General features: G+C 56.6%; 9 protein-coding genes and 1 pseudogene. 2 read left to right on the top strand and 8 right to left on the bottom strand.

All coding sequences use genetic code 11. The features are described 5' to 3' along the window. Positions 1-59: 59 nt before the first annotated feature. From M5R41_15715 to M5R41_15700, 4 genes are all read right to left on the bottom strand, one after another. Positions 60-5,159 (bottom strand): PAS domain S-box protein, encoded by a 5,100-nt coding sequence (locus M5R41_15715; GenBank protein ID MCZ7557845.1) that lies wholly within the window; start codon positions 5,157-5,159, stop codon positions 60-62. Beyond that, positions 5,140-8,103 (bottom strand): response regulator, encoded by a 2,964-nt coding sequence (locus M5R41_15710; GenBank protein ID MCZ7557844.1) that lies wholly within the window; start codon positions 8,101-8,103, stop codon positions 5,140-5,142. The genes M5R41_15715 and M5R41_15710 overlap by 20 nt, the downstream gene beginning before the upstream one ends. 7 nt (positions 8,104-8,110) lie before the next feature. After that, positions 8,111-8,950, bottom strand: a complete 840-nt coding sequence (locus tag M5R41_15705; GenBank protein MCZ7557843.1) for a hypothetical protein — start codon at positions 8,948-8,950, stop codon at positions 8,111-8,113. 1,184 nt (positions 8,951-10,134) lie between these two features. Continuing rightward, positions 10,135-11,772 carry a hypothetical protein gene (locus M5R41_15700; protein MCZ7557842.1) on the bottom strand — a complete coding sequence of 546 codons (1,638 nt, stop codon included), beginning with the start codon at positions 11,770-11,772 and terminating at the stop codon, positions 10,135-10,137. 245 nt (positions 11,773-12,017) lie between these two features. On the opposite strand from M5R41_15700, the gene lpdA reads away from it, so the two are divergent. Together lpdA and M5R41_15690 are read left to right on the top strand one after the other, a co-directional pair. Then, complete coding sequence (gene lpdA, locus M5R41_15695) at positions 12,018-13,415, top strand: dihydrolipoyl dehydrogenase (GenBank protein ID MCZ7557841.1); 1,398 nt, start codon at positions 12,018-12,020, stop codon at positions 13,413-13,415. 301 nt (positions 13,416-13,716) lie between these two features. Then, a complete protein-coding gene (locus M5R41_15690; protein ID MCZ7557840.1) occupies positions 13,717-14,529 on the top strand; it encodes a BtpA/SgcQ family protein in 813 nt (270 codons plus the stop codon). Here the strand turns inward: M5R41_15690 and M5R41_15685 are convergent. From M5R41_15685 to glmS, 4 genes and pseudogenes are all read right to left on the bottom strand, one after another. Beyond that, complete coding sequence (locus M5R41_15685; GenBank protein MCZ7557839.1) at positions 14,519-16,408, bottom strand: OmpA family protein; 1,890 nt, start codon at positions 16,406-16,408, stop codon at positions 14,519-14,521. The two genes, M5R41_15690 and M5R41_15685, sit on opposite strands and share 11 nt — an antisense overlap. A 65-nt stretch (positions 16,409-16,473) precedes the next feature. Further along, positions 16,474-18,888, bottom strand: a complete 2,415-nt coding sequence (locus tag M5R41_15680; protein MCZ7557838.1) for an FG-GAP-like repeat-containing protein — start codon at positions 18,886-18,888, stop codon at positions 16,474-16,476. Positions 18,889-19,033: 145 nt separating this feature from the next. Beyond that, positions 19,034-19,975 (bottom strand): annotated as a pseudogene (nadA, locus tag M5R41_15675) (quinolinate synthase NadA). Positions 19,976-20,013: 38 nt separating this feature from the next. Further along, entirely contained in the window at positions 20,014-21,849 is a 1,836-nt protein-coding gene (glmS, locus tag M5R41_15670; protein ID MCZ7557837.1) for a glutamine--fructose-6-phosphate transaminase (isomerizing), read from the bottom strand. Positions 21,850-22,050: the final 201 nt, after the last annotated feature.

Here is a 22,050-nt window from a genome sequence, read left to right as displayed (position 1 = left end):
ACTAATGGAACAATCTACACATACAAGATAGGATAATCCGACGATCCGAGCACCCCCTGCTATGTTACCGCATGCTTCAGCGGCAGCGAGACATAGAAGGTGCTCCCCTTCCCGGGTTCCGACTCGACCCATATTTCTCCACCCATGAGGTGGACGAAACCGCGCGTGATCGAGAGTCCGAGTCCCGTGCCCCCGTAGGGCCGCGTCGAAGAATCATCAACCTGCCGGAAGCGATCAAAAATGAACTGGTACGCGTGCTCCGGAATGCCGATGCCGGTGTCTTCAACAAAAAAGAGCAATCTTTCGTCTTTTATGCCGCGACAGCCGAAGGTGACTGTTCCTTCATGCGTGAACTTGAATGCGTTGGACAGCAGGTTGGACAGAATCTGCTTGAGTCGCCGCGCATCGATGAGCACTGCGTCATCCAGTGCTCCGAGCTGATTGATGACCGCGAGTGTCACGGGGTTCGCGGGATTTTCCTGGTGCACATGCCGGAAAGTGAGATGCAAATCCTCAAGAATCGCGCTGATGTGCGCCGTTTCCTCCACAAGACGCATTTCGCCTGCTTCAATCAGCGATATATCCAGAATGTCGTTGATGATGTAGAGAAGATCGTACGAGCGCTGCCGTATGACTGCCGTATATTGCTCACGCTCCTCCGCTTCCAGGTTTGGATCGATGAGCAATTCGCAGAAGCCGATAATCGTGTTCATGGGCGTGCGCACTTCGTGACTCATATTGGCAAGAAAGGTGGATTTCAGGCGATCGCTTTCCTCGGCTTTTTCCTTGGCAATGACGAGATCGGCCAGGAGTTGCCGCTCCTTGGTCGTATCCTGTTTAATGGCGACGAAGTGGGAAATGCGGTCTTCGTCGGACATTACCGGCGAGATGATAGCGCGCTCCCAATAGAGTTCACCTGTTTTCCGTCGATTATGAAATTCACCGGACCAATCCCCTCCGGCAAGTATCGTTTTCCATAGAGTCGAATAAAATTCGGCACCATGCTCCCCGGATTTCAGAAGTCGTGCATTATGCCCGAGAACCTCATCCTGATCATAGCCGGTGATGGCGGTGAATTCGGGATTGACATATTCGATACTACCATTGGGATCGGTAATCATGATACCGACGGGACTCTGCTCCACCGAACGTCCGAGGAGACGAATACGCCTCTCCGCTTCCTTTTTCTCCGTTACATCGTGAATAACGGAATGGATGAAGGCTCGTCCTTTGATGCTGACGGTTCCCGCGAACACCTCTACGTTACGGATGGCCCCGTCAGAACAGCGGTGCAGAAACTCATAATAGCCCTGTCGGTTTTGTACCGTCTTATCCATTTCCCGGAAGAGCTGGTTGGTGGGTAAGGTGTTGATCTGCGAAATGTTCATGGACTTCAGCACATCCCTTGGCCAGCCATAAAACGATGCGGCTGCGTGGTTGGCATCAACGATGGCACCGGAAGCCGGATCAATGAGCAGTTTGATGGCGCTGTGTTCATCAAACAACGAGCGATAGAGCGTCTCGCTCTCCTGCAATGCGCGCTCCGCCTGCTTTCGCTCGGTGATGTTGAACAGGACGCAGTGGGTGCGCAAAAAACGTCCGTTCGGTGTCCGCTGTACCCGGCCTTGCAGGATCACATCGTAGATTTCTCCATCCTTTCTGACCAGACGCATTTCGTCGAGAATGGAATCATCCGTGAGAAATCGGGCAAAGGAAGCTGAAAATTGATCGCGGAGCTCGAGAGGCACTACACGCACGAAGGGTGTGCCAAGCAATTCCGCGCGGGTATAGCCCAGGAACTCGCATAGTTCGTCATTGACGTCAATAAAGCGTCCTTCTTCATCCAGCGATTGATAGGCGATGGGAGACTGCTCCATCATGGTACGGAAGCGGGATTCGCTTTCGCGGAGAGTCAGTTCGGCAAGTTTCCAGTCGGTGATGTCACGGATGATCGCCACAGAATGCCACTCGTCTCGAATATTTGCGGCCGAGAGCGATAACGCAATGGAAATGACGATGCCATCCTTTCTGCGACCCTGAAGCTCCACGGTTCTACCGATGAGTTTTCCTTCGCCGGTACGTACGAAACGCGCCCATGCTTCGTTGGCGGTGCCTGTATACTCGTCCGGAGCGAGAAACACATGGGGACTCAAACCGAGGACCTCGTCCGCAGAATACCCGAAAATCACTGTCGCCGCGGGATTCCAATACGTGATGCGCGCAGCTGCGTCCATCATCACGATAGCGTCCTGAGCCGACTCCGTTATGGCGCGAAGGCGTTCTTCGCTCTCGCGAACCGCTTCGTTCGCCCGTTTACGTTCGGTGACATCCCGAATATATGCTCCCCGTCCAACGTGGCCGTCGCCGAGATCCACCGGGAACGTCAGTGTTTCGAACACAGAATCATTCAGAGGTGTCTCGTTGATGGTCACTCCGTCGGCGTGCGTGCAGGTCTCAGAACGCTGACCATTGCCGGGACCGCTGTGCTCCACCATCGGAACCGCACGTTGTGTGCCGAGGAATTCCTCTCCGGTCAAATCCAGCCAGCGCAGGAGGGCGGTATTACCGAACAGTTTGGTTCCGTTGTCGTCCTCCAGATACACCATGTCCGTTGTCGAATCGAGAAAAGTATGGAAACGGCGCTCCGAAGCCCGGAGTTTCTCCTCGGCTTCCTTTCGCTCGGTGATATCCGAAATGATGCCGTACCAGAGCGTTCCACCGTCGTCGGTGCGTTCCGGCTTTGCTTCGCACATACGCCAACGCAACCCCTGCACCGGAAGTATAACGCGAAATTCGTATTGGAAAAGCTCGAGTGTGCGTGCGGAATGCTGGATGGCCTCGACAATGCCGTCGTAATCGTCAGGGTGCAATCGTCCGAACACCGGCGTCGCGTCCTCCCGGACCTCATCCGGAGTGCATTCGTAAATATCGTACATGCCGGGACTGGAAAACGGGAATGCCGAACGGCCATCCGGATACAAACGATACTGATACACGACGCCCGGTACCTGCGCCGTGAGTTTATCCAGCATGTTGTAGCTTTCCCGCAGTGCCGCTTCGGCCTTGCGATGCTCCGTGACGTCGGAAAATATGCAGGCGAACTGCCGGGGCGCGGGACGGAACGCGGTGATCTCGAAATGCTTCTGAAGACTGTTCGACCACTCTTCGAAATGCGCCGCTTCACCGGTAAGCGCCACCTTGCCATACACGGGTAACCAGGGACTCCGCTCCGTTGGAAGAATCTCCCTGTAGGTCCGATTCAGAATATCGGTCGCGCGCAATCCCGTCATGCGCTCGAAGGCGGGATTGACAGCGATAAAACGATAATCTACCGGTTGACCGTCTTCGTCGCAGAGGATTTCGTGTACCGCGAACCCCTCGAGCATTTCATGAAACAGGACTTGATAATCCTGTTCGATTTTCTTCTGGCGCGTGATATCCCTGCACAACACAAGTACGGAGGTTATGGATGCCGCGCCATCCAATTCCGGGATCAGGCGTACGTTGAGACAGGTGCGCCCCTCTGCGTGCTGAATTTCATGCTCCGTCTCGAGTATCTGCCGCGATGCCAGCACGTGTTGAAGCGCCGAGGACCAGAACTCCCGTTGTTGCTCGGGAAGTGCAACCTCGGGAAGCACCGTTCCGGTGAGCCGCGCTGCGGAGAGTCCGAACAGCTCCGGAGAATTTTCAGACGCAAAAAGTACGCGTCCCTCGCTGTCGAAACGCAGCACCACGTCCGGAATGGCGAGAAGAAGACCACGATGCAGAGCCTCGCTTGCGCGCAATGCCTCCTCGGCCCTCTTGCGCTGCGTAATGTCGCGTTCGATAAGGATAATTCTTGCGGGCCTTCCGTCGGAATCCTTGAGAATCTCACCCTTGATCTCTATGAAAAATTGTGTCCCGTCCCGCCGCAGCACACAAAGTTCTTCTTCGACGGTCGAAGCGGTGTGGAACAATCTTTCCAGACCTTTCATGGCGCGATCGTGGTGTATTGGATCGACAAACTCCAACAGATGCCGACCGACGATGTGTTCGGCGGTGGAATAACCGAACATCGAGATCGCCATATCGGAAACCTCTTCAATGCGCCCGTCGACCGAAGAAACCACGATTCCGTCGGGCGAAGCCTTGATGATAGTCCGCCAGCGCTCTTCGCGCTCACGGAGATGCTCTTCCGTCTGCTTGCGTACCGTGATGTCCTGCACGATGCCACTCAGCGAGAATGGATGTCCATCAGCATCCAGCACCAACTCTCCCGCTTCGGCCCAGACGGTGCGGATCGAACCATTGGGACGTACGATACGATACTCTATCGGAGTGGGGGTCTGCTGCTCCGTCACCAATCGATTCGACGCGCGTACACGTTCTGCATCCTCCGGATGAATGGCTCGGAGAAGGACGTCCTCCAGATTGCCGGTGAATTTCTCCCGGTCAATATCGAATATCGCGTACATCTGTTCCGACCACTCGAGGCGGTCCGTCTTCATATACCACGTCCAGCTCCCGACATTCGCCACCCGCTGGGCCATGGTCAGATTTGCCTCCGTCAGCCTGCGTGCCTCCACTTCGCGTTGCAGATTTTCGAGCAGATTGAGCGCGGCGTTGCGACTTTCGTGGAGTTGCGTGTTCGCCTCGCGGAGTCGGGTCAGTGTCTCCTGATGATCATTGAGCTCAGAGACAAGTTCGCGGGTACGGATCGCAACAAGTTCGGCCAGGCGCTCCTTCTCGTCAACGAGTAATAGGCGTTCCTGATGCTGCATGTCATGCAAGGATTTAATTTTGCTCATGGCACGGATCTGCACGAGCAACTCTGTCTCGTCCAGGGGCTTGGAGAGAAAACCCTCGGCACCCGCTTCCACCGCCGCTATGCGCAAATCACGTTCCGTCTTGAGCGCGGTCAGGAACACGACGGGTATGTGACGTAATCCTTCCTCGTTCTTCAGCGCCCGGCAGACGGCGAAGCCATCCATCTCCGGCATGACGATATCGAGAAAAATGACATCGGGTCGCGTACGACGTGCGGTCTCGATTCCTTCTTTCCCACTGAGCACACCTTCCACCGTCGCATTTGGAAGAATATCCGCAACAACCGCACGGAAGATGGCAAGATTGTCGGGATTGTCGTCAATTACCAGAATGTCAGGATTGATGTATTCCATGGATAAGGCCCATTATCGTGCGAATGAGATTTGCTCCGTCAACCGGCTTTTCGACACAGGCGGTAAAACCACGCCTGATGATCTGATGCTGATCGTCAATCGTCCCGAGCGCCGTGATCGCGACAACCGGAGTATCGCGCAGATGCGTCTGCTTTCTGATGGCATCGAGCACCTGAAAACCATCGAGCTCCGGAAGAGAAATGTCCAGCAGTATGATTTCCGGCTTCAGCCTGACGGCCATTTCGATGCCCGTGAAACCGTCTCCCGCCTGTTTGACTTCGCATACACCGTGGAGAAGCGCTTCAATGGTCACCATACTATCTGAGTTGTCCTCGATGACCAGTACCGTTGGAAGCGGAGAGAGATGCTGCGGCTCCGTCCGATCATCCGGGACAGCGGGAATGACACTTTCTGATCCTCGTACCAGTCCCGCGACTGCCGCGAGGAGTTCCCGCTTACTGATATCACCCTTCTGAATGAACTGGTGAATATTGTTCCCCTTGAGACTGGCAAGTTCCTCCCGTGTCACCTGCTTGGCGGTAAGAATGAGCACGGGTATGGTACCTCCATATGCTCCTTCACGCAAGAGGCGCAGAAGCTCGAAGCCGTCAATCTCCGGCATCATCAGATCGAGAATGATGCCGTCAGGCATAATCTCCCGGACCTGCCGCAGAGCTTCTGCTCCATTGCCTGCAGTGGAGATCCGATATCCTTGCGGTTCCAGAATCTCCCGAAGCTGCAGCTGAGCGGCTTCATTGTCTTCCACGATGAGTATATGCGCTCCGGAGTGCGAGGCATACTCGAAAACCGTGTTCACGGTACTGCTCTGCGTGCCGTAGCGGTCGGCCGAAACCTCGGACCGCAGGGGCAGCACAAGCGTGAATGAAGATCCCTGGCCGAGTACGCTTTCGACCTCGATCGAGGCATGCATCAGCGTTGCGTAGCGACGCGAGATTGCCAGACCGAGACCTGTCCCATCATGCTTGCGTGCGACACCTTCGTCCGCCTGCCGGAACTCGTCAAAAATGTATTCGAGCTGCTGCGGTGCTATTCCGATTCCGGTATCCGATACCAAAATGCGCATCGTCTCTTCCCGCACACAGGCCGAAACACGCACACTTCCTGCATCGGTAAATTTGATCGCATTGCCGACCAGATTGATGAGAATCTGACGGCATTTTGCGGCATCCGTTACGACGGTCGGAAGGTCCTGCTGCACGGAGCATTCCAGACGGAGATTTTTCGCTTCCGCCTGTGGAAGCAGCATGTCGCTCACATCCCGGACGAGATGTGCAATGTTGGTATCGGAATTCTCGATTACTTCACGTCCGGCTTCTATTCGGGAAAGATCGAGAATGTTGTTTATCAGGGACAGGAGATGTTTGCCATTCCGCTCAATGATTTCGATGTAGCTGCATTCCTGTTCGGAGATACTGTCACGCAGTCTCCGCTGGAGAACACCTGAAAGCGCGATAACGGAGTTCAGCGGGGTACGCAACTCGTGGCTCATGTTGGACAGGAAGGTGCTTTTCATTGCGCTGGCCTTGCTCAACTCCTGCTTCTGCAGCGCCAGCTCCACATTCTGCTCGCCGAGTTCCTCCGCCTGCCGGCACAGCTCCCGCGTTTGCGCCTCCAGTTCCTGATTTTGTTTCTCCAGCGTGGAGGCGTATGCTTCGATACGTTCCGCCGTCTGAATATTCGAGAAATACGTGCCGAGAAAGAGGGAGAGCTGATCGAACACACCGAGATCCTGATCGGAGAAACCCGTGGGAGAGGTGATTGCAATAATTGCGTGCGTCCGTCCATCAAAGATGATCGGGATGGACAGTATCTCCTTCGGACGCAGCCTTCCCTCCGGAGTTTTAAGCAGAAACATCGCGTCATCAGTGATATTCGAAATGCGGGTGATTTCCTTCGTTTCCATCGTCAGGCCGAACACATCTTCCCTCTGAAGCGCGGAAAATGAGACCGGTGTGTCGGAAGGCATCCCGATGGATTCGAACAGAGTGTAATTGTCGTTTGCCTCTTGATACAGATACACTGCGCCCGACTTCGCGCTTGTCCGTGTGAGTATGGATCTCAGTAAGGTCTTGCTTGCCGTATGCAACGTATGCTCCTCGACGAGTGCATGCTTGATATGCTGCACCGTATCACGGAGGCGGATCTCACGCTGAATCTTCTCTGCAAGACCGTTGAACGCCGCTGAAAGACAACCCAATTCATTGCGGCCTTTCACGCTGCTTCGGACGTCGTAGTCGCCGTTCGTAAAGCGCGCGGCAGCCGTGGTGAGTTCGGACACGGGCTGCCGTATGGCGCGGAATAGCAGCAACCCCAGGAAACCGGACAGGAAGAGAATCAACAAGACTACGCCGACAAGTCTCTGTGTCAGTGCGCGCTTCTGCTCATTACTCCGCTGACGAAAATAATCCGCCTTGCTCTGAGCCGTGCCCTGTATCGTGCGCAGCAGCCTGTACATATGCTCCGCATGCGCTCCCCCCACGCCGTCTGCCATTGTGCGTTGCACTGCTTCATCACGACGACCTGCGTGCAGCAATCTGACAGTCTGCTGCCGTATCCCCTTCCATAGTTCGAAAGCAATGCGGACACTGTCGATGTCGGAGCGGTGCCCGAGATACCGGTCAAACAGGATGTCGAATTGCTGCTCTGCGTCGATTTCCGCGAGGCCAATGCCCCGCAAAAGCACGTCCTGCCGCGCCGGATCCTCCGTGAGAAGAAGGTCCTTCATATTCCGATGAATGATCAGTATGTCACTTCTCAGATCTCCGATCGCCTCGCGTACCACGAAGGGGTGCCGGTAGAGACCATCGAGGGAGCGCCAGACCACGTCGGTATGATACCATGCGAGAACGCCGAGTACGACGACGAAGAAAAGGACCAGGGCGAAGGCGGCAGAAAGCTGCGCCCCGATTCGTATGTCGCGCATGTGCATGCTATCTCCTGTCGGTATTCGCGGTATAAATGGGTAATCCGGGCATAAACCCTTTAAACAATGCCGATGTGGTGACAATCTCCCGCTCCGATTCGCCTGTCACAAGCACACCATTCCTGGCGAGACATCGTTGTAACTTCTCCAGAACGAATTGCCGTGTACGTTCATTGTAATACAGCAGTACGTTGCTGCAGAGAACGACGTCGAATTCACCGTAAATGCAGGCGGGAGGACACATGGAGTCCGGATCAAAGAGATCATAGAGACTGAATTCGAGATGTGTTCTGAGCGAGTGCGAAACCTCGTACCCATCCGTGTGGGCGGTAAAAAACGTGTCGAGTTGCGCTACGCGCAGTCTGCCAAGCTTTTCCCGTTCGTAGCGTCCCTTGATGGCAATGTCCAAAACGCTCGCATTTCTATCGGTGGCAAATACGCGAAAGGAACAATCGCATTCACGCGCGGCAATAATGTCATGCAGCAGCATCGCGATACCGTAGGCCTCCTGCCCGGACGAGCACGCTGCCGACCAGACACGCACGGAGTTTCGCTCTGATCCGCATCGCCGCTCGACCAAGGCAGGGAGTATGCTGCGTTCGAGCACTGCTGTAGTGACAAGATCCCGGTAAAAATCCGTGTAGGTGTTATGCAGCATGGCGAGGAGTTCGCTACGTTCGATCGGGTGCGAAGGGAGTTCCATGAGATACTGATCAATAGCGTCGTACCCGAGACTCTTCATCCGCCGCGACAGAATGCCGGTCACGAATTCTCTGTCGTACCTCCTGATATCAATGTCGCACGAGGCCAGAAGCGCATCGGCGATCTCTTCAAAGTCTCTACGCATGTGCGCTCCGTCGAATGTTCCCGCATTCTGCATCTGATGCCACCCTTTTCATGCAGGGTCCCCGACGCGCCTCCACGACGTACACCGACCACACTCGACGAGAGTTGGCGACGCGGCTGTGTGCATGCAGTCTGTCAATTTCCGGCAGTGGATGAATGCACCGGCAATGCGCACCGCATCGCTCGCACAGTGGCAGGCGATGCAGGACGCTCATCACTCTCAGGAGAGGACTCATGTGCATACCGTACGGGATCAGACGTTCGTTATTCATTGGGGGCATCGCAATGGTGCGTCATGAAGCAGCAGGCCGCAGCAGGCAACGGCGGATGACCGGACAGGAGAATGCTTGCGTGCTTCACGGGATGTGCCAGGGACAGGTACGTCTCCTGACAGAAAGGTGCATCGGGTCTACTTCAGGCGAAGGAAGGTACAAACCTTCGCAACGTAGCAGAAAGCAATATCCGGTTAAATGCTCCGAAAGTCAAGTCCTCCAAGGCGCGGTGTTGACCTGTCCGCGAAGGATGTATTACGCCACAGCCGGCAAGACCCGCGTGCAGGGCTTCAGTGCAACCGCGCATGCAATCGGGAACGCTGCACTTCCGCGTATCCATCACACGCGCGAAGTAGCTGCGCATTCTCTCACACGCCCGCGCGATCACACGGGTTGCACTGTTTCCGCGGACTGCCTCACAGCGGCTTCTCTCCCGTGATCTCGTCCGTGACAGAGCCCGGGGCAACATACGTCGAACTGCCGCACCCGAAGGTTGACGCGTGCTGATTATGCCCTATGCAGTCGCTACGCACTAACACCGAAATGCGGGAAGCGATGTGGCGTCGCGAAGGATATGACTCACCATACCTTCACCTCCGGACGTCCTCTGTCAAAGGGTGACAACCGGTGGAGCACGAACGAGTCTTTTCCTGGACAAACCGGCAAAGCAACGAACAGGTAGTTGCAGGAATGCGAAGTGTTGGGACGTGGAATGCGATGCGCGCGCATGATATCCCAGTACGACTCACGACGATGCGCAACGGCCACAGCGAGGGACAAAACGTATTCCGCAGTGTGCTTTGGAGCGGACGTCGGTGGACAGCTGCCGTGGTTTCGCGTACTTACGTGAAGGGGTGCGATAACGAGCTGCGCGGACGGAAGGCGGGGCTCTTCTTTCCTGCGGATCCAGCGCTCAACGATCGTGGAACCGCGTTTGCGATCGCCGGCCGAGAAGCACGTAACGGTCTCGGCTGGTCGTATCATGCTGTTTTAAAGGAAAAACGGTACGGACTGTCAATAGCGATCCGAACGCCGCAACCAGTGCCCGCTGTATGGCTTCCGACGCAACGACGGGATCGAGGGGACGGCCCGGTACGATCTGCGCAGTGTCCGATGAGCGGATGAGCAGGTAATCCGGATCCTGCGCGACACAATACGCGACAATGCGACGCATCGCTCCCGTATCGCCGCCGTACCGTATCGCGTCGTACCCCGCAGTACCACGCACGATGTTGGCGACTTCTCTGGTGACGAGACCTTCGTAGTCCACTACTGATCTTTCCGAGTAATAGGACACCGCTCCGACCTCGTAGGCCAGAATGCGGTCACCCGGGCTGCTGTGGCGTTTGAGCCATGTACCGATCGGCGCATACTGTGCTGCATCGAGCGCAGGATTGACCGTCGTATTCCGGTATCGGTGAAACCAGTACGCCGTCATACCCGTGTTGTACACGAACAGCATCGCGGCGACGGCAATGACAATACCGCGTCGCTGTCGGCCGGTGCCGGGCTTCGTGCCGTGAAGCACAGACTGCACACCGATCGCTGCCAGCAGCAGCAGCGGGAACTGATACGGGAGCGCAAAGCGATATCCAGGCATCCAGTCTTCCGCGGCATAGGTGACGAACAGGCCGCCCGTGAGCGCCGCCGCAATCGCGCTACACCGGACCAGGTCCTGTCTCCTTAGTACAGGGAGAATCATAAGCGGAAGAAGAAACACCGCACCCACCAAACCCCCGGGGAAGGCGAGGAACACGTGGCCGAACGCACCAATCAGTGTCGTCATACTCCCTGCGGAAAACGGATCGCGTGTCAGATGGTGAAGGAGCGGTGATGGTTTGGCCATCCAGGTATTGGGGAGGAGACTGCCGTAGTACCAATAGCGCAGCACAAACAGGAGGATGAGGGCGACCCATGCAAGTATAACAAGTATGCGCAAGCGAGATCGCTGTGCACGGATAATCCATACCGCCGACGCAGCCGCGAACAACAGTACTCCTTCGGGTCGGAAAGCTGCGATCAGCAGCAGAAGTGGGGGCAGCAGGAGATTCCGCAGATGTGGGGACGACGTCAATAATGGCAGAGCAATCAACACGGCAATGGACAAGGCGAAGGGCAGTGTTTCCATTCCGGATACGCCATGAATATGCAGGCCGGGGATGGTTGCCAGGACCAGAACGGTGAGAAAACGAATAGGCGGGTCAACGGACATCCGGTGCAGGACGAAATACATCAGCAGACACAACGACAACGAGGCCAGAAGGCCCAACACCTTGGCCGCCGCCAGGGTATCGAATCCCAGACGTGCTATCCCGGCAAGAACGAATACCCAGACAGTACTGGAGTAGCCCTCGGTATAATCTCCGGGATTGAAGACGACCCCGTTCCCCTGGGCCAGATTCCCGGCATAGCGCAGGGTGATGAACGTATCATCGACAGTGTACTGCCACCAGAGAAATCCCCAGGCGAGAATGAGAAGCCCCGCGATAACGGGACTCAGGAAAAATGTGGTCCGGAATGGTTCAGCGGGAGAGGACCGCAATTCAGGCATACACGTCAAGCCTCGCGACTCAATAGTATTCCATAATGGTGAAATACTACGGCACGCGCAATGCCTGCACGCCACATGCGACGGGAGCGGCGGGCCGACGATCCCGGCTGCGGCGTATTCCCGCATGCCCGGATGTGTCACCGCCTGTCGTTTCACTGGCGTATTGCGGGATTTCATTCCTTCTCCACGTCTTTCTATCTTTCGGGAAGGAGCAAAATTCATTGACATAGCGGAGTAGAATTCTCATGGCACAATCTTTTGATGTGGTAGTTATCGGCGGGGGACCCGGAGGATATGTTGCGGCGATACGCGCGGCGCAGCTCGGATTTTCTACAGCCTGCGTGGAGGCAAAGCATCTCGGCGGCATCTGCCTGAATTGGGGCTGCATCCCGACGAAATCCCTGCTTCGAAATGCCGAGATCTGGGAAACGCTGCAACATGCCGGCGATTACGGCATCAGTTTCGACAACCTGTCCTACGATTTTTCGAAAATCATTGCGCGTAGCCGCGGCATCGCCGACAAGATGTCCAAAGGTGTCGCTTTCCTTTTCAAGAAATACAATGTGACGCACATCCCCGCCTGGGGAAAACTGCTCGGGGGCACCAACGTCGGCACCTTTGACAAGGACGGGAACAAACTCGACGAGCTGCATGCCAAACATGTCATTCTGGCCACCGGTGCGCGCCCCCGCAGTATTCCCGGCATCGACATCGACCGGAAAAAGGTGATTTCCTACTTCGAGGCGATGGCGCTGGAGACACGCCCGGAAAAGCTCATCGTCCTCGGTGCGGGTGCCATCGGCGTGGAATTCGCGTACTTCTACAATGCCCTCGGTACGCAGGTGACCATCGTGGAAATGATGGACCATATCCTCCCGATAGAAGATGAAGAAGTATCGAAAGAACTGGAGCGAAACTTCCGGAAGAAAAAAATCGGCCTGAAAACCAAATCGCGCGTCGAAGGAATCGCCACGGATGGCGATGGTGTGAAAGTGAGCGTCGCGACGGACAAGGGCACGGAAGTGCTGGAAGGCGACGTGGCCCTCATGGCTGTTGGTGTGCAGGGAAATGTGGAAGGCGTCGGGCTCGAGGAGGCCGGTGTGCAGCTCGATCGCGGGTACATCAAGGTGGACGAGTATTACCGGACCACTGTGCCGGGCGTGTATGCCATCGGCGACGTTGTGGGACCGCCCTGGCTCGCCCATGTCGCATCCGCCGAGGGTATCACATGCGTGGAGGCGCTTGCGGGACATCATCCCCAGCCCATCAACTACGCAAACATCCCCGGTTGCACCTATTGTCAGCCCCAGGTGGCAAGTGTCGGTCTGACAGAGAAGAAGGCACGCGAACTCGGCCATGAACTGAAGATCGGGAAGTTCCCCTTCAGTGCTTCCGGCAAGGCGGTGGCGGCCGGACACGCGGAAGGCTTCGTGAAGCTGATTTTCGACGCACAGTACGGCGAGTTGCTCGGTGCGCATATCATCGGCGCGGAGGCGACGGAACTCATCGCCGAAGCCGCCCTGGGCCGCACCTTCGAAACCACCGAACTCGAACTGATCAAAACCGTCCATGCCCATCCGACCATGTCCGAGGCATTGATGGAAGCCGCCGCCGTGGCGTTTGGTGAGTCGGTCAATTTCTGAGCAGCGAGCGAAGAGCAGAGAGCGAAGAGCAGAGAGCGAAGAGCAGAGAGTATGCACGTGCCGTACGGCCCTCTGCGCGCAACGATTGTTGTCCGTATTCCTCTTTCAAATGGAGTAAGTGCTTTCTGCTGAGTCAGTGGTCCTGTATGGATGTGCTCTCTGCTCTCTGCTCTCTGCTCTCTGCTCTCTGCTCTCTGCTCTCTGCTCTCTGCTCTCTGCTCTCTGCTCTCCGCTCTTTGCTCTTTGCTCTTTGCTCTTCGTTTCTGTTCCGCGCACTCGTCACTCTGCAATCAGGACCACGATGACCCACGATCTCTCCGCTCTTCGCCTGATCGGTATGATACACCTGCCCGCGCTGCCAGGATCGCCCGGATTTGCCGGATCGCGTGAGGATGTTCTCGCTTATGCGCTCAGGGATGCGGAAGCTCTCGCCGATGCGGACTTCGATGCGCTGCTGCTGGAAAATTTCGGCGATGTTCCGTTCGCGAAAACGGAAGTCGGACCTGAGGTCATCGCGGAAATGTGCGTGATAGCTTACCAGTTGCAATGTCAGTATGGCCTCCCGCTCGGTGTTCAGGTGCTGCGCAACGATGCGCGGGCGTCGCTCGCTATCGCGGCCGCTGTCGGAGCGGCATTCATTCGCGTCAACGTGCATACCGGCGCGATGCTCACCGATCAGGGAATAATCGAAGGCCGGGCACATGAAACACTGCGCTACAGGCAGACGATTGGGGCCGGCGATGTCGCCATTCTGGCCGATGTGCATGTGAAGCACGCGGTACCGCTGGCCGGTGAGGCTTTCGAAGACGCGCTCGCGGATACCGTGCACCGCGGGCTTGCCGATGCAATCATTGTTTCGGGAAAAGGGACTGGACGGAAAACCGATGCGCAGCGCCTCCGAACCGCCGCCGCCATTTCCCCGGTACCGGTGTACGTCGGGAGCGGAGCGGATGCGGATTCGTTGAGTGACTTTTTTCCCGCAGCGCACGGCGTGATTGTCGGTAGTTCGATCAAACAAGAGGGAATAAGCAGCGCGCCGGTGGATCCCGAAAAGGCTCTGCGTTTCGCTGAGGCGTTCCGCGCTATCCCTTTCACGCCTCCCGCTATTTCGTGATAAGCACGATCTCCGCCTTCCTCGCGGTGCGCGCATCCTCACCCGGACGAATCGGCGCAAGGAATCCCTCGCTTTCGCGCGTCCCGAGACGCCAGGAATTCGACTTCCGCCGTACGAGATACTCCACCACACGCTGCGCCCGGCGATGTGCAAGATTCGTGTTCCAGGGCGCGTCACCCTGATCGTTCGCATAGCCGCGCACCTCAATCGAGAGCTCGGGATGCTGATTGAGATGCCTCGCGACATTGTCGAGAATGAGGCGTGCTTCCTCGGTGATCCTGTCGTCATTGAGCGGGAAATACACTTCCGCCAGGATGACACGCAGTCGTGCCGCATCGCGATTGTTCGCGGCCAATCCCCGCAGCCGCAACGCTTCTCCGGCCGAGCGGTCGATGTCCGATGCAATACGTTCCTCCATCGCGGCACTGCCTATCGTCGCTGGGGTAATGCGGAACGCCTCTCTGGAGTTGTCGGTATCGCCCGATACCGCCACTCCGACACGCTGCGGAGGATCGAAGAAGTTCACGAGCAGCGCATCCTCCCCTTCCGCGCTCGCGTCAATGGCTTTCGTGGAAATGATGCTTTTCGCCGTATCCGCAGACGCGCCGAAGATCGGCCGAAGATCAATATTGAGGAATTTCGCCTGACTGATGCTGCTGAGCTCATGGTCCCACGCTACTGTGGAGATACGAACGACATAGTTACCACGGACCAAAGTCTCGTCACCCTGTGTGCGCAGCAGCATTTCCGGGAGATCCACAAATTCATCGGCCGTGAACGTTCGTTCACGACCCGACAATCGCAGCTCGCTGCTGCCCTGATAGATCACGGCGTTGTCGCGCAGAATCTCGATGTAATTGCGCAGTTGCATTGCTTCGCGTCCGTTCTGCCGCGCGGTGAAGGTGAACAGAGAAGGATCTTCTTCAAGATCAGCAAAACGGCGAAGCGGTGTCAGGGCGAGCGACGTTACCAACTGGAGTTTCGCACCCTCTTCGACAGGTATGAGTGCTTCCGCATGTATCGGCGTTTGCTCCAGAGCGACGGCGTCACGGGCGGGCTCGTACGTGCCGTCGTACCAGGCCGGACTGGTGCCAGGCCCCCAGTCGTCGTCTGCCGGCTGCGCAACAGGTGTCTGCGCGGTATCACTCCGCTGCGTCGCGGCCACCGGGCCGGTCGTGGTCGTACGTGGCCTGACCGGCCTGGGTCGCGTAGCTGGGACAGCTTCTCGCTCTCCGGGACGCAGAAGGAAGACCAGGCCGAGAGAAAAAACACTAAGCGCGTCGTTTTTTCCGCCGGAGGCGAGTCCGTCAATCTCGTCCGAATTGCTCAGCGTTAGGTCGAAACCGAACGTCAGCTTGACTTCACGGTTGAGGGAGTACTCTATTCCGCCGCCAAACTGGTAAATAAGCGCGCCCTTCGACAAACGTCGTTCAAAACCACCGGTGCCGATCACCCGCGTATGATGCATCATTGTTCCGAGACGGAAGCGCGTGAACGGCGTGAAATCACCGAAACTGTACACCATCCAATCCCCACCCGCTGAGACGCCGTAATACTTCGTATCGTACTCCGTAATCTGCTGCCGTCCGTAGCCGGGGAAAAGTGCCCGTCCGCTGAATTCGGCGGCCAGTGTGCCGGCATACAGCGACGCGGACAGTGCGATACGATGTACCGGATAATACTGTCCGGTTGCCATACCGTAAGGATGCAATGTGTACTGGGCGTACTTCAGTGTGGCTTCTTCTCCGCCGATGTTGACACCTCCGAGTATCCCCAGACGCGCCGCGCCGCGCGTGTAGTGTTGCGCCATAGCGCAGGAGGTCACAAGAAGAATGAAGGTCAGAATGCGCAGAGCATGAATCATGTACAGCCAGGCCATGATAAAAAAATGCGGAGTCCCGAAGGACTCCGCATAGTATCAATTTTTTTTGTCTTCGGGAAACGTTACTTCACCACCACCATCTGCCGTGTGGCGGTAGTACCGTTGACAGTGAGCACGCAGGTGTATGTACCGGTGGCCACGGTCAGACCGGATTCGGCGGTGCCATCCCAGTTCACGGAATGCGTTCCGGCGGTATTGTACCCGCTCACCAGCGTCCGGACAATGGCTCCGCGGGAGTCGTACACGTGCAGTGTGACATTGCCCGGCGATGCCATGTCGTAGCTTATGCGTGTCGTGCTGTTCGCCGAACGCGAGAACGGATTGGGATAGTTCTGCTGCAACGCGATGGCCTGCGCTGTCGCAAGCTCGTCAACATCCACAGGCTCCGGCTCGAGAATGTTGTGCAGCTTGTTGATTTCCGGATTGATGAGGGAGAAACGCTCGCCATTGGGCAGCACGAATACCGCCGAATCCACGGCTGTCGCCGCGCCGATGCCGACATGCTGCACGAACGGCGCCTGTGATCCGGCACCCTTGCCGATGGTGATCCAGCGCGTGTATTTCTTCCCACCCGCGACAACCTCGATGCGCGATCCGACACCATACACATTGGATGTGCGTGTACGCAGGTTGAATGCAATCCAGTTGAACTGCTTCGGCATGTCGTTGCGATACAATTTGATACCGGTTTCCGCGGCCACGCAGAGATCCAGATCACCGTCGTTGTCGTAATCCACCCACACCGCGCCGAGACTGTTCTCCGCATTGATACCCATCTGATACGTCAGGTTCGCGAAGCTCTGATCCGGCTGCTGATGAAGAAGTGTGGCATTGTAGCAGTTTTCACCGGAGGTGATGAAAACATCGGGGATACCATCATTATCGAAATCGCCCCAGGCCACATCGCCCCACTGCATCTGGAATTCGATCTTGCTGGTCGTGTTGGCCACCTGGCTGAACTGGCTGTTGGGCTTCCCGCTGTTGGACCACACGGAAGTCAGATCACCCGCAAGGAGGCGCCATTGCTCGGCTGCCTCGCCGGTGAAGAGATCCGGATCCCCGTCATTGTCGTAATCAATGAAGTCGCATCCCTTGGTGTTGCCGAACAGGCCGATATAATCGGGATCGGTCTTGACCACACCCTGCAGGCCGTGCTGCATGGCTACATCGCGGAAAAATCCGTTGCCCTGGTTTTCCCACATGTAGTTCGGTTGCAGACGGTCCACCGAAGCGTAAAGATCCATGTCGCCATCGAGATCAATATCCACCCACATGGCGCCGGTGATCGGCCGGTAGCCCTGTACCGTCTGCTGATTGTCGTAGGGATTGCGTCCGAAGGCACCGCTCCGGTACCCGCCGAGTATCATGCCTTTGACATCACGGAATTTGCCGTTGTTGGAGTTTCCGTAGAGAAACGCTTCCCAGGCCGCGCCGCGTACAAGCGCTGAATCACGATTGTTGGCGGGATTCTTCATGTACATGTATTCGCCGTTGGCAACGAACATATCGAGATAATTGTCGTTGTCGTAATCGGCGATGGCCATGGCGGTGGAATTGCGGCCAGGACTAAAGCCCGGTTCGGTGTCTTTGGTGAACTGCCCGCCGTTGTTGACGTAAATCCAGGTCTCGGGAGAACACACGATGTCGAGATCACCGTCATTGTCGATATCGGCAAACATGTTGATAATGCTTCCGCCATCGTAGCCGACCTGGCTGGATATGTCGACGAAACGCCCGCTGCCGTTATTGCGGAGCAGATGCTTTCCATAGAGCAAATCCTGATACCCGTCGCCGTCGAAATCCGCCCACGACATGCGGCGGCCGCTGGGCGGCATGGTGAGACCTGCGAGCAGCGTCGATTCCGTAAAGCCCGTCTGACTCACGGGATTATACTCCACCTTCACGCCCACATACCAGTTGTTCGTGGCCATGCCGTTCGCAAGCCGGCCGTTGAAGGGAATGTACGGCGGTTGAAGATCCTGCCAGTAGGAGCTGGTGTACAGTGTATCGCCGGCACTGGTCGCACAGGTCGGGGTCTGCGTAATGTTGTCCATGCGGACCTTGACGTTGGTGCCGAATATTCTCACACCGACGAAGAAATTTGTGGGTCGTGTAAACGTGGGCTTCTGCTGATCGAAGGTGAAGCGCACGAGGTTGTTGAACTGTCCCGGCACGAAGGCGCGTATTGTGGCCAGCGGACTCAGGAGCAGTGGAAACGCACCGCCGCCTTCCTTGCCGAACAGGTACACGATGACACTGTCGCCGGCCTGTTCCTGATTGTAGAACCACACGTTGATTTCATGCAGAGCCGCCGCGTCCTCAACCTCGAAGCGCGTGATGGCCATGGCGCCTGCGGGAAGTCCGAGCAGGGTAAAGTTCTGTTCCGCCTGATAATGGAACAGATCCACGAGCTGCTGAGCACTGGCGCTGCCGGCCAGGACCGCGGTAAGCAGCAGGATCTGGAGCAGTTTCTTCATAACAACCTCTTGATAGAATGGAAATGGAATCAAATAGTCAGGTACGTTGCCTGCTCGGCTGCGCTACCGTTCAGCCCTGAAATGGCAGTTCGATCTCCGCGAGTATCGCGGCTGCGCGGCTTGCATCGGCATCGTGGAGTTCGATCATGCGTTGTATCGGCCGCAATGCACGCGACCGGATATCTTCCGCCACACGCACCGCAGGAGAACGGCGCAGCATACACTGATGAAGCTTCCGCAGCGTATGCACCTTCATGTAATCGCACACGTTGCACAGACAGCCGTTTTCCGGCGGTGCCGGAATATACTCATTTTCCGGTGCGGCTTTGCGCATCTGATGCAGAATTCCTGCTTCGGTGGCGACGATATAGCTGCGGACCGGCCCTTCCTGCACGTAACGAAGGAGTGCGCTGGTGGAGCCGATGAATCCCGCATGGCGCAACACCGCTGCCTCGCATTCGGGATGCGCGATGAGCTCGGCGTCGGGATGTTCCTCGATGAGCACCGAAATATGCGCTTCGCTGAAGGCCTCATGGACAGTGCACACCCCCTGCCAGAGCAGCATCTCGCGTCCGGTCTTCGCGCGCACATAACCGCCAAGATTTTTATCGGGCGAAAAAAGGATGGGGACATCCGCGGGGATTTTGGCGAGTATGGTCTCGGCGCTGCTCGACGTGCAGATGATGTCACTCAGCGCTTTCACTTCCGCCGAGCAATTGATATACGTCACCGCCAGATGCTGCGGATGCTGCTGTCGGTACATTCTGAAGAGATGCGCCGGGGCGCTCTCCGCGAGGGAGCAACCGGCGTTGAGGTCCGGCATGAGCACGAGCTTCGTCGGATTCAGTATCGCGGCGGTTTCAGCCATGAAATGCACGCCGGCAAACACGATCACGTCGGCGTCGGTTTGTGCGGCACGGCGGGAGAGCTCGAAACTGTCACCTCGGACGTCAGCAATGTCCTGTATGGCTTCGTCCTGATAGTAATGCGCCAGGATGACCGCGTTCATCTCCTCTTTCAGCCGCAGGATGTCACGGGCGAGCTCGGCATCGCTGAGCGTCGTTGTATCTGGCAGGGTACTGGTCATACGCATGGAATCCGGAATCTCGATAATACTACGAACAACTACTCCACGGTAACGCTCTTTGCCAGATTTCGCGGCTGATCGACATTGCAGCCGCGCAGAACGGCGATATAGTAGGCCAGGAGCTGCAGCGGGATGACCGTCAGCAGTGGCGAGAGAAAATCAACAGTTCGCGGAATGCAGATCACATGATCGGCCAGTTCGGTGATGGCTTCGTCTTCATGATTGACGATGGCGATCACCTGTCCCTTGCGGGCTTTTACTTCCTGGATATTGCTGATCACTTTTTCGTGAATTCTGTCCTGTGGCGCGAGAAACACCACGGGCATGTTTTCATCAATAAGTGCGATCGGTCCGTGCTTCATCTCCGCCGCGGGATAGCCCTCCGCATGGATGTACGAAATTTCCTTCAGTTTTAGGGCACCTTCGAGAGCGGTGGGGAAATTGTAGCCCCGACCGAGATACAGTGCATTGGTGGCGGTGAAATACTGTTCGGCGAGTTTGCGTATCGGATCGACGTTCTCCAGAATCTCGCGCACCTTTTCCGGTATGGCCATAAGCTCGCGCGCGAAGGTTTGCCCCTCGTCGAGCGAGATGAATCCGCGGTTGCGGCCGAGCATCAGCGTGATGAGCGACAGCGCGACCAGCTGGGCGGTGAAGGCCTTGGTGGAGGCCACACCTATTTCCGGTCCGGCATGGACGAATACCCCTGCATGTGTTTCGCGCGCTATCGTGCTTCCTACGACATTACATATTCCGAGCACCGTGGCGCCGCGTTTTTTCGCCTCACGCAACGCGGCGAGCGTGTCCGCTGTTTCGCCGCTCTGGCTGATGGCGATCACGACATCATCCTCATGAATGATGGGATCGCGGTAACGGAATTCGGAGGCGTATTCGACTTCGACGGGGATGCGGGCGTAATGCTCGAGCATGTATTCGCCGACAAGCGCCGCATGCCAGGAGGTTCCGCAGGCGGTGATGATAATACGGCGGGCATTGTTGAGCACGGGCAGCACGTCACGCAGACCCCCGAGCTTCGCGGTGCCCTTATCCGTCATGAGCCGTCCGCGCATGGAATCCTGTATCGTCTGCGGCTGCTCATTGATTTCCTTGAGCATGAAATGGTCAAAACCACCTTTTTCTATCTGCTCGATGTCGTAGGTGATGAGCTCGATTTCGTGCTCGATAATTTCATCTCCCAGCGTTTTTACTTCATAGCCATCCCGGGAGATCGTTGCGATGTCGTCGTCTTCGAGGAAGATCACCTGCCGTGTATGGCCCACGATGGCCGAGGCATCCGATGCGATGAAATATTCGTTGTCGTTGATGCCGAGCACCAGCGGACTACCGCGACGGGCGGCGATCAGCTTTTCCGGTTCTCTGTTGGACATGACGACAATGCCGAAGGTACCGTCTATTTCATGAAGGGCGAGCCGAACGGCTTGCTCGAGGTTGTTCGTAATATCGAAAAACGTGGAAATGAGCTGTACCAGCGCTTCGGTGTCCGTGTCGGTGGTAAACGTTATGCCGTCGCGATTGAGCCGGCGCCGAATAGCCAGATGGTTTTCGATGATGCCGTTGTGTACGAGCACGATGCCGCCGGAATGATCGGCATGCGGATGTGCGTTGACGTCGTTGGGCTCGCCATGGGTCGCCCAGCGCGTGTGACCGATGCCGATAGTGGCATTCATGGGGTGGAGCTCGATAAGATTCTCGAGATCGGCCACTTTCCCGGCCTTCTTTTGGATACGGATGCCGTTGTCCGATAAAATGGCCAGTCCCGCCGAATCGTATCCCCGGTATTCAAGTCGCCTGAGCCCGTCAAGGATGATGGGTGTCGCTTCCCTGAAACCGATATATCCAACTATTCCACACATACAGGTTCACATAAAAGGTTATGGCGTTTCTTGGACCAGCGGATGCTCCGCGGAATGGAAAACGCGCGTGCCGTAATCAGAAAACTTATCACTTCAGGCAGAGAGAAACAAGGTGAAAGCGCGTATACCGCGCATGTATCACCCATAGATGGGCTGCAGGGATCGCGCAATCGACGGCATGAACCTGTAGAGGCCTCGGAT

It is taken from the genome of Bacteroidia bacterium (genome assembly GCA_027493955.1).
Taxonomy (GTDB): domain Bacteria; phylum Bacteroidota; class Ignavibacteria; order SZUA-365; family SZUA-365; genus JAOSJT01.
This window is presented reverse-complemented; position numbering and strand designations above follow the sequence as displayed.

What these genes read in the sequence shown, in the direction of transcription:
- M5R41_15690 (MCZ7557840.1), top strand. Translation starts at nt 13,717, where the DNA reads ATGACCCACGATCTCTCCGCTCTTCGCCTGATCGGTATGATACACCTG.
- lpdA (MCZ7557841.1), top strand. Translation starts at nt 12,018, where the DNA reads ATGGCACAATCTTTTGATGTGGTAGTTATCGGCGGGGGACCCGGAGGA.
- M5R41_15710 (MCZ7557844.1), bottom strand. Translation starts at nt 8,103, where the DNA reads ATGCGCGACATACGAATCGGGGCGCAGCTTTCTGCCGCCTTCGCCCTG.
- M5R41_15680 (MCZ7557838.1), bottom strand. Translation starts at nt 18,888, where the DNA reads ATGAAGAAACTGCTCCAGATCCTGCTGCTTACCGCGGTCCTGGCCGGC.
- M5R41_15700 (MCZ7557842.1), bottom strand. Translation starts at nt 11,772, where the DNA reads ATGCCTGAATTGCGGTCCTCTCCCGCTGAACCATTCCGGACCACATTT.
- glmS (MCZ7557837.1), bottom strand. Translation starts at nt 21,849, where the DNA reads ATGTGTGGAATAGTTGGATATATCGGTTTCAGGGAAGCGACACCCATC.
- M5R41_15685 (MCZ7557839.1), bottom strand. Translation starts at nt 16,408, where the DNA reads ATGGCCTGGCTGTACATGATTCATGCTCTGCGCATTCTGACCTTCATT.
- M5R41_15705 (MCZ7557843.1), bottom strand. Translation starts at nt 8,950, where the DNA reads ATGCGTAGAGACTTTGAAGAGATCGCCGATGCGCTTCTGGCCTCGTGC.
- M5R41_15715 (MCZ7557845.1), bottom strand. Translation starts at nt 5,159, where the DNA reads ATGGAATACATCAATCCTGACATTCTGGTAATTGACGACAATCCCGAC.